The 12,461-nt window shown below is 60.8% G+C and carries 11 protein-coding genes; 4 read left to right on the top strand and 7 right to left on the bottom strand.

The genetic code is table 11. The features are described from left to right. Nucleotides 1-7: 7 nt before the first annotated feature. Nucleotides 8-928 carry a tRNA lysidine(34) synthetase TilS gene (gene tilS / locus Q4D83_RS06215; protein ID WP_303173924.1) on the bottom strand — a complete coding sequence of 307 codons (921 nt, stop codon included), beginning with the start codon at nt 926-928 and terminating at the stop codon, nt 8-10. Then, nucleotides 925-2,142: a D-alanyl-D-alanine carboxypeptidase/D-alanyl-D-alanine-endopeptidase gene (gene dacB, locus Q4D83_RS06210; protein WP_303173921.1), complete on the bottom strand. Its 1,218-nt coding sequence runs from the start codon at nt 2,140-2,142 to the stop codon at nt 925-927. Before dacB ends, tilS begins: the two co-directional genes overlap by 4 nt. Before the next feature lie 103 nt (nt 2,143-2,245). Here dacB and Q4D83_RS06205 point away from each other — a divergent pair, with 103 nt between their 5' ends. From Q4D83_RS06205 to Q4D83_RS06190, 4 genes are all read left to right on the top strand, one after another. Then, complete coding sequence (locus Q4D83_RS06205) at nt 2,246-2,722, top strand: inorganic diphosphatase (protein WP_303173919.1); 477 nt, start codon at nt 2,246-2,248, stop codon at nt 2,720-2,722. A gap of 13 nt (nt 2,723-2,735) precedes the next feature. Next, nucleotides 2,736-3,023, top strand: a complete 288-nt coding sequence (locus Q4D83_RS06200) for a rhodanese-like domain-containing protein (protein WP_303173917.1) — start codon at nt 2,736-2,738, stop codon at nt 3,021-3,023. Nucleotides 3,024-3,188: 165 nt separating this feature from the next. After that, a complete protein-coding gene (locus Q4D83_RS06195) occupies nt 3,189-3,638 on the top strand; it encodes a MarR family winged helix-turn-helix transcriptional regulator (RefSeq protein WP_303173915.1) in 450 nt (149 codons plus the stop codon). Between the two features lie 7 nt (nt 3,639-3,645). Further along, nucleotides 3,646-7,434 carry a Pls/PosA family non-ribosomal peptide synthetase gene (locus Q4D83_RS06190; RefSeq protein WP_303173913.1) on the top strand — a complete coding sequence of 1,263 codons (3,789 nt, stop codon included), beginning with the start codon at nt 3,646-3,648 and terminating at the stop codon, nt 7,432-7,434. A 909-nt stretch (nt 7,435-8,343) separates the two neighbouring features. On the opposite strand, the gene ppk2 is transcribed toward Q4D83_RS06190, so the two are convergent. From ppk2 to Q4D83_RS06165, 5 genes are all read right to left on the bottom strand, one after another. After that, complete coding sequence (gene ppk2, locus Q4D83_RS06185; protein ID WP_303173912.1) at nt 8,344-9,243, bottom strand: polyphosphate kinase 2; 900 nt, start codon at nt 9,241-9,243, stop codon at nt 8,344-8,346. A 143-nt stretch (nt 9,244-9,386) separates the two neighbouring features. Next, the gene (locus tag Q4D83_RS06180; protein ID WP_303173910.1) at nt 9,387-9,509 is read right to left on the bottom strand and encodes a hypothetical protein; all 123 of its coding nucleotides are present in this window, start codon (nt 9,507-9,509) and stop codon (nt 9,387-9,389) included. 49 nt (nt 9,510-9,558) lie between these two features. After that, the gene (locus Q4D83_RS06175) at nt 9,559-9,699 is read right to left on the bottom strand and encodes a hypothetical protein (protein ID WP_303173909.1); all 141 of its coding nucleotides are present in this window, start codon (nt 9,697-9,699) and stop codon (nt 9,559-9,561) included. Between the two features lie 621 nt (nt 9,700-10,320). Beyond that, entirely contained in the window at nt 10,321-11,961 is a 1,641-nt protein-coding gene (groL, locus tag Q4D83_RS06170; protein WP_303173908.1) for a chaperonin GroEL, read from the bottom strand. A 177-nt stretch (nt 11,962-12,138) separates the two neighbouring features. Further along, nucleotides 12,139-12,429 carry a hypothetical protein gene (locus Q4D83_RS06165; RefSeq protein WP_303173906.1) on the bottom strand — a complete coding sequence of 97 codons (291 nt, stop codon included), beginning with the start codon at nt 12,427-12,429 and terminating at the stop codon, nt 12,139-12,141. Nucleotides 12,430-12,461 lie beyond the last annotated feature (32 nt).

Raw genomic sequence — 12,461 nt, 5'->3', positions numbered from 1 at the left:
CAGGAAATCAGCGGTCACGCGTTGAATGAGACACTGAAAGAATGCCACCTCTTCGCCGAACAGCCAAGCCTTGTGCACCAACTAACACCTCACCTTGACCATGCCAATGGGTGACCAAACGTTCGATAGCGGAGATGGTAGCACCGGTGACCTGCGCGTTATGGTGCTGCAACCACGTCGCGATGATTTGGCGGCGGCGCGCCGGATGGACTTCCAGCTCCGCTATGTCAAGGGTGTCCCCAACCTGAATTCCGTCGCGCAGGTAGGCGTGGGCGCCGGCAACGTCCGCGCCGGCCTGGGCGAGGGCGGGAACGCAATCACCGCCGAGGATATCGCTAAGCAACGGCAGGACCTGGGTACGCACGGCCACTCTGCGGAATCGGGTGTCTTCGTTGTGCGGATCACGCCAATAATCGAATCCGAGTTCGTCGCAAGCGGCGATGGTATCGGCACGCCGGACCTGCAATAACGGGCGGACAATAGCGCCGCGACGGGGCTGCATGCCGGTGGCCCGCCCGCGCAGCGCGCCAAGGAGCAGCGTTTCGGCTTGATCGTCCATGGTGTGCCCCACCCAGATGTCGCGCCCTGCGGCTGCCTGTTCCAACGCCTCGTAGCGAGCGCGGCGGGCGGCGGCTTCGATGGATTCGCCGGTAGTCGGGACGTCGATACGCACGATGGTGGCGGAGGCTCCGCAGCGGTGCACACATTCAGCGGCACGGGCAGCCACGTCGGCGCTGTGTGGTTGCAGGGCATGATCGACGATGACGGCGTGGGCGGCTACCCCCTCCGCGCGGGCGGCGGCGATAAGCGCGAGTGAATCGGGCCCGCCGGAGACACCAACGATGACGGGGCCTGCGGCGAATTCACGGACGGCGACGCGCACCCGCAAAAACGCGGGGCTGACGCGCGGCCAAAACGGGGCGGTCATCGCAGGGCGGTAGTCAGGGCGTCGAGCGCGGCGCGGGCGGCGAGGACGTCCGATTCGTTGGAGATCAGCGCAAACGTGTACACCACGCCTTCTTTGGAGGTAACGGTTCCGGCTAACGACGACGTGTCCGTCAACGTCCCCGTTTTCGCCCGCACCCAGCCCTCACCGTCCGTATCGTTGAAGCGGGTTTTCAACGTCCCGGTTCCGCCGGCAACCGGCAGCGTGTACAGCAGGTCCCGCAACTGGTCGCTAGTAACGGCCTTCACCATAATATTGTCGAGGATTTTGGCGGTGAGCAGGTTATCCGTGGACAACCCGGAGCAATCCTCCACCTTCGCCCCGCTTAAGTCGATGCCGTGCTCTTTGAGTACCTTGGTCACAGCCTCCGGCGGGGTGGTGCCGCCGGAACTATCCACGGCGAGGGCTACTTCGCGGCCGATTGCCTCGGCCACCACGTTGTCGCTTTCCAGCATCATGTGGTGCAGCCGGTCGAACAATGGTTTGGAATCGATGCTTGTGAGTTCCTTCCCGTCAGATTCGGTGGTGTACCCGAAGCTCGTCGCCCCGATCCGGTCCGCCACCGCCTTGGCCACGTCCAGCCCCGGCGTCGCCGAACGCGGGCTTTGCTCCAGCATCACCGGCTCCATGGGGGCGATAAACCCTTCCCCAATGTCCGCGGGGTCCCAGGAGGGGTGCATGGGTTCCCATTTCCACGCGCTGGTATCCACCAACACCTGGTCCGCCTTGCCCGCGGCTTCCGCGAGTTTGTCTAGGTCTTCCTCATCGAGCTGCACATCCCCGCCGCCCTGAATCACCACGGTCTGATCGTTTTGTTGCACGAGTTTGGTGGTCACTTTGTGGTCGTGCGGCAATTTCAGCAACGCGGCCGCCGCGGTAAGCACTTTCATAGTGGACGCCGGCCGGGCCGGGGCATTGTCTTCCTTGCTCCACACGGTTTCCCCGGTGGAGGCGTTGGTGATGCGCCCCACGAAATTCCCCAGAGCGGGATCCGCCAACAGCGCGTCTAAGTCGGTGGGTTGCTCCCCGGTATTGTCGGCCTTCTGCACCACTTGTTGTACGACGGGGATCGCCACTGGCGGGTCGTGGTCGATCGCTTTTTGTTCGGCGGCTTTAAATCCGGCGTACCCGGCGACCGAGCCTACACCGAGCACCGCTACGACGATCGTTGCCGCCCACCATTTTGATCCTGCCATGCCAGCTTTCTCCAATCGGTCCCAACGTTTCCACCCAGGGTAGACAGCGCTAGGATAGTCGGGAAACCAAAACCTTTCTGATATATGTGAGGACGTATGCCATATGAGCATTGAAGTCACCATTGAAATCCCTAAGGGATCTCGCAATAAGTACGAGGTAGACCACGAAACCGGGAAAGTGTACCTCGACCGCTACCTGTTTACCCCTATGGCATACCCACTCGACTACGGTTTCATTGATCACACCCTCGGCGAGGACGGGGACCCGTTGGATGCGCTTGTCATCCTCCCAGAACCGGTATTTCCCGGCGTGATTGTCAAGGCCCGCCCGGTGGGTGTGTTCAAGATGACAGACGAAGCTGGCGGCGACGACAAACTGTTGTGCGTGCTGGACGACCCCCGCTGGGACCATTTCCAAGACATCAATGACGTTTCCGAGTTCCTCCGCGACGAGATCGAGCATTTCTTCGTCCACTACAAGGATTTGGAGCCGAATAAGGAAGTCACCGGCTCCGGCTGGTCTGATAAAGCTGAGGCGGAACGCATTTACAGCGAGGCCGTCACCCGCTACGGAAAGTAAGGATTACCGCACAATGCGTTCAGTTTCCGTCACTGAGGTTCCCACCGGCGCGCAGCTTATCGACGTCCGCGAACCCGACGAATTCGCCTCCGGCCACGCCGCCGGTGCGAAAAACATTCCTATGTCCGAATTTCCCACCCGTGTCGCCGAAGTTGACGCTGAGCAGGACATTTACGTGATCTGCCAGGCCGGAGGCCGCTCCGCCAAGGTTTGCGAATACCTGATTGCTCGCGGGGTGGATCCCATCAACGTTACTGGCGGCACCGGCGCCTGGATTGACGCCGGCCTGCCCACGGAGTAATCACCGCAGCCCGACCGACTCCCCTGCCCCGCCGCGCGGCGTGTGCGAGCCGCCCGCGGGGCGAAGCTTCACCCGATTACCGGACCTATGGTGCGGTGATTGAATTATTCGTGGGTACACTCCATTATTTCCTCGGCCCCGCTATTCGTGGCTACGATGGATCCCATGAGCTCGCACGCGCTTGATATTCCCGCAGATTTGCTGGCCTCACCTTCCTTTCAGCTGGAGCGGTTGCGGCGGCGCACGCGCGACCGGGTGGAGGCCGTACTCGCCGCTGAGAACACCACGCTACGCAGCTATTGGGTGCTTACATGTTTAACAGCCGATGATGCGTCCAGTCAGGCCACGTTGTGCAGCATCCTCGGCATGGATGCCTCCGATATGGTCCGGCTTCTCGACACCCTAGAGGACCAAGGTTGGGCGAAACGCACCCGCGATCCGAAGGACCGGCGCCGCCAAATCGTGGCGGCCACCAAAAAGGGTCGTAACGCGCAAAAACGCCTATCTGCGTTGGTGAGCCAGGCGGAAGATACGGCACTGGAGGAATCCACCCCGAAGCAATTAAAGCACCTGCGTAAGCTCGCCCAGGCCATTTTCGCCGCCGAGGAGGCCTAAGCACCCCATGGGATTGTCGCGGATTCCGTCACAGTTTTTGCGTTCCGCCGAGGCCGCGGAAAACAGCACGCTCGTAGATATTCTGCGACACACCGCCACTACGCACCCGCAGGCGCCCGCCATCGACGATGGCGACATTCTCACCTACGCCGAATTATGGGACGCGGTCACCGAACAGGCCTCCCAACTGCACGAAGCGGGCATTCGGCGGGGTGACCGCATTGGCATCCGGATGCCGTCTGGCTCCAAAGACCTCTACGTTGCCATCTTGGCCACGCTGGTGGCGGGCGCCGCCTATGTGCCGGTGGATGTGGATGACCCCGCAGAGCGCGCCGAATTGGTGTTCTCGGAGGCGCGCGTCAACGCCGTAATTGGCGCTGCGGGCACCGAAGTGTTACACACCACCGCCGGAGGCGACACTCGGCACCCGCGCCCCAGCGACGACGCCTGGATCATCTTCACCTCCGGTTCCACTGGCACCCCGAAGGGGGTGGCCGTGTCCCACCGCAGCGCCGCCGCCTTCGTGGAAGCGGAGCGTCGGTTGTTCCTCCGGCACGCGCCACTGAACACGGAAGATCGCGTGCTGGCTGGCCTTTCAGTTGCCTTCGACGCCTCCTGCGAGGAAATGTGGCTGGCGTGGGCAAACGGCGCCTGCCTCGTCCCCGCGCCGCGTTCGTTGGTGCGCTCCGGCATGGACCTCGGCCCGTGGCTGATTCGCCGCAACATCACCGTAGTGTCCACCGTGCCGACGCTGGCCGGGCTGTGGCCAGCCGAGGCGCTCGACGCGGTCCGGCTGCTGATTTTCGGCGGCGAAGCCTGCCCCGCCGAACTCGTGGATCGGGTAGCTACGCCAGACCGGGAAGTTTGGAACACCTACGGCCCCACTGAGGCGACCGTAGTGGCGTGCGCGGCGCGCGTCCACGCCGGGCAACCGGTGTCCATTGGTCTGCCGCTGCAAGGGTGGGATCTCGCGGTCGTCGATACGCAGGGGGAACCGGTGGCGGTGGGCGAAACCGGGGAACTCGTCATCGGCGGCGTTGGCCTCGCACGCTACCTCGACGACGCCAAAAACAAGGAACGCTTCGCCCCCTTGCGCTCCGTGGGCTGGGCGCGCGCCTACCGTTCCGGCGACCACGTCCGCCTCGAAGAAGACGGCCTGTACTTTGTTGGGCGCGTGGACGATCAGGTGAAAATCGGCGGGCGGCGCATCGAACTCGGCGAAGTGGAAACCCACGTCTCTGCGCTATCCAACGTCCGCAGCGCCTCCGTGGTTGCGCAATCCAACGCCGGCGGCAACACCATGCTCGTCGGCTACCTCTCTTTGGAACGCCCCGAGGATGGGTTTGACGCTGACGAAGCACACGCGGAACTCGCCGCAGCCATGCCCGCCGCGCTCGTACCCCGCCTGCACGTCATGGACGAACTCCCCGTCACCACGGCCGGAAAAGTGGACAAACGGGCGCTGCCCTGGCCCCTGCCCAGCGCCGAGGTCAGCGCCACGGGTTTGAACGAAACCCAGCAGTGGCTTGCGGAAATTTGGGTATCCGTGCTCGGAGTTGCCGTCACGGATATCAACGCGGATTTCTTCTCCCTCGGCGGCACCTCGCTCGCCGCAGCTACGGCAGTGGCGCACATCCGGCAACGCTACCCCAGCATCTCCGTGCGCGACCTCTACGACCACCCGCGGCTGGAAGCCCTGGCGGAACGCATCTCCCAAGAAACCACCGCACACGTCACGGAACGCACCGTGGCGCCAGTGCCGGCGCAGGCGCGACTCGTGCAGGGGCTTGTACAGCTCGGGGCCATGACCTGGTCGGGGGCGATATGGGTCACGTGGATCATGCTGGCTGCGGCGATTCTCGGGCACGGGCCCGAGTGGACCGTCGTTGCCGCCGCCGTCCTCGTATTCCTCACGCCACTCGGGCGGCTGGCGCTCGCAGCCGTGGCCATCCGGGCGCTCATGCACAACATCACCCCCGGCGACTATCCCCGTGGCGGCAACGTACACCTACGCATCTGGGCGGCGGAACGAGTAGCCGACGTCTCCGGGGTGCGCGCCACATCACTGTCCACGCTCATGCCGCTATTCGGTCGGCTGACCGGGTGCCATATAGGCCGCGGCGTAGACCTGCACAGCGCGCCGCCCGTGACCGGCATGCTCTTCCTGGACAATTATTGCGCCATCGAACCCGAGGTGGACCTGTCCGGGTATTGGATCGACGGCGACATTGTGCACGTGGGCGCCATCCGGGTGGGTACCAGTGCCCGCGTAGGCACCCGCACCGTACTCATGCCAGGCACCGTGGTGGGCGCCAACGCCCAAGTGGAACCCGGGTCCACGGTCCAAGGCACGTTGAAAGCCGGCACGCGGTGGGCGGGCAGCCCCGCCGTAAAAATCGGGCGCACCAATTCCCGTTTCCCAGACGCCGTGCCGCCGCGCAAACCCATTTGGGCGGCTTGGTATACGGTGTCCTCGCTGGTCATCGGCCTGCTTCCCATCAGCGCGCTGGCGGGCGGAATGTGGGCTGCCTATTGGGCCACCGGATCGTTGCTTGCCACCGGCGCGCTCGGGGCGCTCATCGCCTTCGCCTGCTACGCGGCGGCGGTACTCCTCCTCGTGCGCGTGCTCAGTATTCGGCTCACGCCCGGCGTGCAAGCCGTACGGTCTTTCCAAGGCTGGCGCGTGTGGAGCATTGTCAGACTCATGGACGACGCCCGCCACCACCTGTTTCCCCTCTATGCCTCGCAGCTCACCCCCTGGTGGTTCCGCCTGTTGGGGGCGCGCATCGGCGCCGACGCGGAACTATCCACCGCGCTGGCCATCCCCGCGCTGTTGGAAGTGCGGGACGGGGCGTTCCTCGCCGACGACACCCTCGTCGGCGGCTATTCCCTCGGCCACGGCTGGCTATTTACCGCGCCAACACGGGTAGGCAAACGCAGCTTCCTTGGCAATTCCGGGGTCCTCGTCCCAGGGCGGAAGCTAGGGAAAGAATCCCTGATCGCCGTGTTGTCGCTCACGCCAAAACGCGCCAAAGCGCGCAGCAACTGGTGGGGTAGCCCGCCGGAACGACTCCGCCGCGTGGCAACGTGCGACCCCGGCGAAGCACGCACCTACGCGCCGGGGTTTGGGGTAAAGGTGGCGCGGGCGAGCGTCGAAACGCTGCGGCTGTTAGCTCCGGCGGCGTCCGGCACGCTCGCCGTGGGCGTCACGGCGGCAATGTACTGGGTGGTGCAACACTACGGCTGGCTCGCCGCATACCTCGCGAGCGGTCTTATCCTCATCGCGGCGGGCGCTCTCGCGGCCGGAATCACCATCTGCGTCAAATGGTGCTGCGTGGGACGCATTCAGGCGGGCGAGCACCCCCTGTGGAGCAGATTCGTATGGCTCAACGAACTGCAAGACTCCTTCGTCGAAGGCCTCGCCGCGCCCTGGTTCAGCAACCACAACTTAGGCACCGGCGCACTCAATTGGTTCCTGCGCGGCCTCGGCGCTCGCATCGGGGCTGGTGCCTGGGTGCAAAGCTACTGGCTGCCCGAAGCAGACCTGTGCACCATTGCCGACGCCGCGACCGTCGGCCCCGGCTGCGTGGTACAAACGCACCTGTTCCAAGATCGCGTCATGAGCCTCGACACCGTCACCCTCGCCCAGGGGGCAACACTCGGGCCGCACTCGGTAGCGCTACCCGCCTCCGAAATTGGGCAAGCCGCAACTATTGGCCCGCGGTCACTTGTCATGCGGGGCGACCGAGTGCCCCAATACTCCGCGTGGCTGGGTAACCCAATCGAACCAACATGATGTTTGGGTCCGACGACCACCAACTGAAGCTGAGAAAAAGCTTTAAACGCTAGCGGCGGCGTTTGCCGGTGGCACACAAGGGCAAGAAACAGCGAAAAGCGCCCGTTGGATCGTCACCCAACACGCGCTCTTCTTGTATAGATCTATACCGCGGTTATCACCCGAGGGTGAAGGCATTCCTCATACGAGGAAATGTGCTTTAGATAGCAAAGAACCACCAGGGGAGCCAGCCCCAGCCGAAGGAACCGAGATCCCAAGCGATTGCAAAAGCTGCCCAGTCAAGCCACAGCGACATAATAATCGTGCCTTTCGTTAGTCCCGCGCCTCGTGCTGCGGGTAACGTTTATATTCACAGAATTCAGGAAACTCTGCAACAATACATACCCCCGTTATAAGGTAAGAACCTTCAGCAATAAGAAAAGCCCCGTTCAGTTAGCTTGAACGAGGCCCGTTATATAACCGAGGATCGGTGGTTTATATCACCACCAGCACCACCAGTCACCCCACCAGTAGCTGTCGCTCAGGCCCCAGGAGCCAAAGACCCAGGAGAAGGGGTAATAGAAGCAGTCATACCACATGACATGTTCCTTTCTAGTTACTGACTCTCGCCTTCGACAAGGCGCTTAATTCCATATTCACGCGTTTTTCAGATCTGTGCAAGGCCCCAGAATCGTATTTACCTATCTGTTATCACATTTGCCACCTTCTGGGGGTATGTCCAGGTTTTCCCGCCCCCGGTTTTAGGGTCATCGGATGTTCTAGTTTTCCGAAAAATCACGATTACGTAGCACACAAGATGCGGACGGTGTGTCGTGGCGGCGTGAGCGCAGCGGCGGTATATAGGGGCTTACATGCGACAACGTCCTCCCCGTAATATTTCGGGGAGGACGCTAGAAAATGGCGCGCTTTTTAGTCGCCGATTTGATCGCGGCCGCGAAGTACGATCTTAGGATCCGGCTCACCCACCAGCTCGTGATCCTTACCGGTGTACTCGAACTTGCTCAGCACGAACCGCATAGCATTAATGCGCGCGCGCTTTTTGTCGTTGGATTTGATGGTAATCCACGGGGATTCATCAGTATCCGTGTAGCGGAATTGTTCTTCTTTGGCCCGGGTGTAATCGTCCCATTTATCCAGTGACGCCAAATCCATCGGAGAAAGCTTCCATTGACGAACCGGATCCACTTGGCGAATAGCAAATCGGGTGCGCTGTTCTTTCTGAGTTACCGAAAACCAGAACTTTGTCAGGGAGATATTCGATCCCATAATCATGTTTTCCAGCATGGGCACTTCGCGCAAAAACTCCGCATGTTGCGATTCCGTACAGAAGCCCATGACGCGCTCCACTCCCGAACGGTTGTACCAAGATCTGTCAAAGAACACGATCTCACCGGCACACGGGAAGTGCTCAATGTAACGCTGGAAATACCAAGACGTGGATTCGCGTGGTGATGGCTTCTCCAAGGCGACAGTTCGCGCACCACGTGGATTCAGGTGCTCATTGAACCGCTTGATCGTGCCGCCCTTCCCGGCGGCGTCCCGCCCTTCAAACAAGATTATGTGGCGCTGACCAGTATCTTTGGTCCAGTTTTGCCATTTCAGCAGCTCAATCTGAAGGGCACGCTTGGTGCGTTCGTACTCGGAACGCGACATCCGGGCCTGATACGGATAGTTCTCACGCCATGTTTCTACCGGCGTACCATCGGGTTGAATCAGTACAGGATCGTCTTCATCAGAGTCATCGACGATGTATCCCTGGGTTGCAGCCAAGTCAACGACAGGAAGCTCAGTCTCGGTATTGTCGGCCATATTTGTGATTCTACTCTGTGGGAACTTTCATCGGGCTGCTTTCCAATGCCAAACCCCACACCGAACCAATGCTTACTCACGCACAAGTAACCCCGCAGGGATTTCACCCTGCGGGGTTACAAACGCTCAGACGAACGGCGTTATTACTTTACCAGGCCGATGAGCTTGGAAACGTGGCCAGCCAGCTTGCCAATGTGCTCGATGGACTGGAAGAAGTAGTTGATGAAAGAGTTGTCAAGAGACAGCACTACGTAATCAGAAAACATATTTTGCTCCTTGTTTAAATTCTGGTGATCGTTCGTTCAGCGTAGCGGCTTAGAGGGAGCCGTAGGACAGCACGAAGGAAAGGTCAACGGCCTCAACGTACGCCGGGATGAGGTTCTTGAAAAAGCCGTTGACGTTTTCGACCAGGGTGGAGAAATCGCCGAGAGCGTCGCCAATACCTTTAAGATCCATGTTCATATCTCCTAGAGAGGGACCAGCAATGTGGATGCTGGTGAGTTTCCAGTTGCTGACGCCCTCAGGACGTCTGCCAATAATCTAAGCGGCTCTCAGCGTCAACGTCAACCTCCACGGAGACAATTCGGCGACTGCAAAAATGTAACTCGAATCACTTTGTGCACAAAACTCACGCCGAGATCAAATTTCTTGACCTGCGCGTTTTCGCCGCTAGTAGCCCTTAACGCCAAACTTGACAAGATTTTCATCACGCCCCAGTAACGCATCCGGAAACAGATCCGATATCGGCCCGGCGAGCAAAACTTCAACCCGATTTCCTGAGATCAGCCATAAAATTCAAGCCAAATCACCCCCGAAATAGGGCATGCTGCCTTACCGGGCGCGGCCCACCACAATCCAAATCACGCGCCTTCTCCGTAGTACATCACCCTCCACGCGAGCCCTGGAAGCCACCTAATAACACCACACAGCTCAAATCCTGTATGGGGTCTGTCTTCTATATTGCTGCAAACAATGCATCTGTTCAAGATATAAACGCAAAGAAAACCCCTTAGGGTCGCCTTACAGGGCATGTAAAGCGACCCGAGGGGTCTCTGTCTGGGTACGGCGTTATCGGGCCTAGAATCCGCCCATACCGGCCATTTCGTCGGCGCCCGGCGCGGCACCAGCGGGCTGCGGCTTGTCAGCAACGACAACCTCGGTGGTGAGGAACAACGCTGCAATGGACGCGGCGTTTTGAAGCGCGGAACGGGTAACCTTCACGGGGTCGTTAATACCGGCAGCCATCAGGTCCACGTACTCGCCAGTTGCGGCGTTCAGGCCCTCGCCCGCGGGCAAGGAAGCAACCTTATCGGCAACCACGCCAGCCTCGTAGCCGGCGTTCACGGCAATCTGCTTCAGCGGAGCGGACAACGCGGTGCGTACGATCTTCACACCGGTTGCTTCGTCACCGTGGAACCCAAGGTCATCATCAAGGACGTGTGCAGCCTGCAGCAGGGCGACGCCGCCACCGGCAACGATGCCTTCCTCCACCGCGGCCTTGGCGTTGCGCACGGCATCTTCAATGCGGTGCTTACGCTCCTTAAGCTCAACCTCAGTGGCGGCACCAACCTTGATCACTGCCACGCCACCGGCCAGCTTGGCCAAGCGCTCTTGCAGCTTCTCGCGGTCGTACTCGGAGTCCGAGTTTTCAATCTCGGCGCGGATCTGGTTCACGCGGCCTTCGATCTGCTTGGTGTCGCCAGCGCCTTCAACGATGGTGGTTTCATCCTTGGTGATCACAACCTTGCGGGCGCGACCCAGCAATGGCAGGTCAGCTGTCTCCAGCGACAGACCAACCTCCTCGGAAATCACCTGTCCACCGGTGAGGATCGCCATGTCCTGCAGCTGTGCCTTGCGGCGGTCGCCAAAGCCGGGCGCCTTCACAGCCACGGACTTGAACGTACCGCGGATCTTGTTCACCACGAGGGTGGACAGGGCCTCACCCTCCACATCCTCGGCGATAATCAGCAGCGGCTTACCGGTCTGCATGACCTTTTCCAACAGCGGCAGCAGCTCTTTAATGTTGGAAATCTTGGAGGAGACCAGCAGCACGTACGGATCTTCCAGCACTGCTTCCTGGCGCTCCATATCGGTGGCGAAGTAGCCGGAGATGTAGCCCTTATCAAAGCGCATACCCTCGGTGACTTCCAGCTCCACACCAAAGGTGTTGGATTCCTCGACGGTAATTACTGATTCTTTGTTCAGCTTGCCGCCGCCCACGGCGTACATCGCCTCGGCGATCTTCGCGCCGATGGCGGGGTCACCCGCGGAAATGCCTGCGGTAGCGGCGATTTCCTCTTCGGTTTCAATCTCCTTTGCGGAGTTCAGCAGCTGGTCGGTCACCTTCGCCACGGCCTTTTCAATACCGCGTTTGATGCCCATGGGGTTGGAGCCAGCGGCAACGTTGCGCAGCCCTTCCCGGACGAGCGCCTGCGCCAGGACGGTGGCGGTGGTGGTGCCGTCGCCTGCAACATCGTCTGTTTTCTTCGCTACTTCTTTGACCAGCTCAGCGCCGATCTTCTCGTACGGATCCTCGAGCTCGATCTCGCGAGCGATAGAGACGCCGTCGTTGGTGATGGTTGGGGCGCCCCAGGACTTTTCCAGGACAACGTTGCGGCCCTTCGGACCAAGCGTGACCTTGACGGCGTCGGCCAAGGTGTTCAGGCCTTTTTCAAGGCCCCGGCGTGCTTCCTCATCGAATGCGATGATCTTTGCCATATCTGTTTGTGCTCCTTGTTATATTAGGACGACACTCACGTCTTCTGAGGCGGGCGCCCGCGACGGCAGAGGTGGCGTGTGAGTGAAGTACCACCCTCACCCGCTTCAACGTTTGATTGGCACTCAGATCTAGCGAGTGCTAAATCCGTTCTAGCAGTCACCGTGCCCGAGTGCAAGCTACATCGCGGACTTCAAGTATTGCTGTAGCGCCGGATCCTCGAACAACGACAGGAAGAAGCCGCTCGACCACGCGTAGATCATCAGCACGAGAATCACGACAATCACCATGATCGCCGTCGCCCCACCGAGCACCACTCCACCCACGCGCTGAAGGCCGCTGCGCTGCTGCTCGGCGCGCGCGTCCTCGAGCCGCCTGATGTCCGTTTTCGGCGCCGTCGGCTCCGGCTGCTGCCAGGCCTGCTGGGGCTGCCGGAAGGGACCTTGCGCCCCGAAAGGATGTTCGCTCATTGTTCGCTCCTGCCGTCTGTATCTATACCCGC

It is taken from the genome of Corynebacterium sp. (assembly GCF_030532715.1).
Classification (GTDB): Bacteria; Actinomycetota; Actinomycetes; order Mycobacteriales; family Mycobacteriaceae; genus Corynebacterium.
Note: the sequence above shows the minus strand (reverse complement) of the source record. Positions and strands in the feature narration are given on the sequence as shown.

What these genes read in the sequence shown, in the direction of transcription:
- groL (WP_303173908.1), bottom strand. Translation starts at nt 11,961, where the DNA reads ATGGCAAAGATCATCGCATTCGATGAGGAAGCACGCCGGGGCCTTGAA.
- tilS (WP_303173924.1), bottom strand. Translation starts at nt 928, where the DNA reads ATGACCGCCCCGTTTTGGCCGCGCGTCAGCCCCGCGTTTTTGCGGGTG.
- Q4D83_RS06200 (WP_303173917.1), top strand. Translation starts at nt 2,736, where the DNA reads ATGCGTTCAGTTTCCGTCACTGAGGTTCCCACCGGCGCGCAGCTTATC.
- Q4D83_RS06205 (WP_303173919.1), top strand. Translation starts at nt 2,246, where the DNA reads ATGAGCATTGAAGTCACCATTGAAATCCCTAAGGGATCTCGCAATAAG.
- Q4D83_RS06180 (WP_303173910.1), bottom strand. Translation starts at nt 9,509, where the DNA reads ATGTTTTCTGATTACGTAGTGCTGTCTCTTGACAACTCTTTCATCAAC.
- Q4D83_RS06165 (WP_303173906.1), bottom strand. Translation starts at nt 12,429, where the DNA reads ATGAGCGAACATCCTTTCGGGGCGCAAGGTCCCTTCCGGCAGCCCCAG.
- Q4D83_RS06195 (WP_303173915.1), top strand. Translation starts at nt 3,189, where the DNA reads ATGAGCTCGCACGCGCTTGATATTCCCGCAGATTTGCTGGCCTCACCT.
- Q4D83_RS06175 (WP_303173909.1), bottom strand. Translation starts at nt 9,699, where the DNA reads ATGGATCTTAAAGGTATTGGCGACGCTCTCGGCGATTTCTCCACCCTG.
- dacB (WP_303173921.1), bottom strand. Translation starts at nt 2,142, where the DNA reads ATGGCAGGATCAAAATGGTGGGCGGCAACGATCGTCGTAGCGGTGCTC.
- ppk2 (WP_303173912.1), bottom strand. Translation starts at nt 9,243, where the DNA reads ATGGCCGACAATACCGAGACTGAGCTTCCTGTCGTTGACTTGGCTGCA.
- Q4D83_RS06190 (WP_303173913.1), top strand. Translation starts at nt 3,646, where the DNA reads ATGGGATTGTCGCGGATTCCGTCACAGTTTTTGCGTTCCGCCGAGGCC.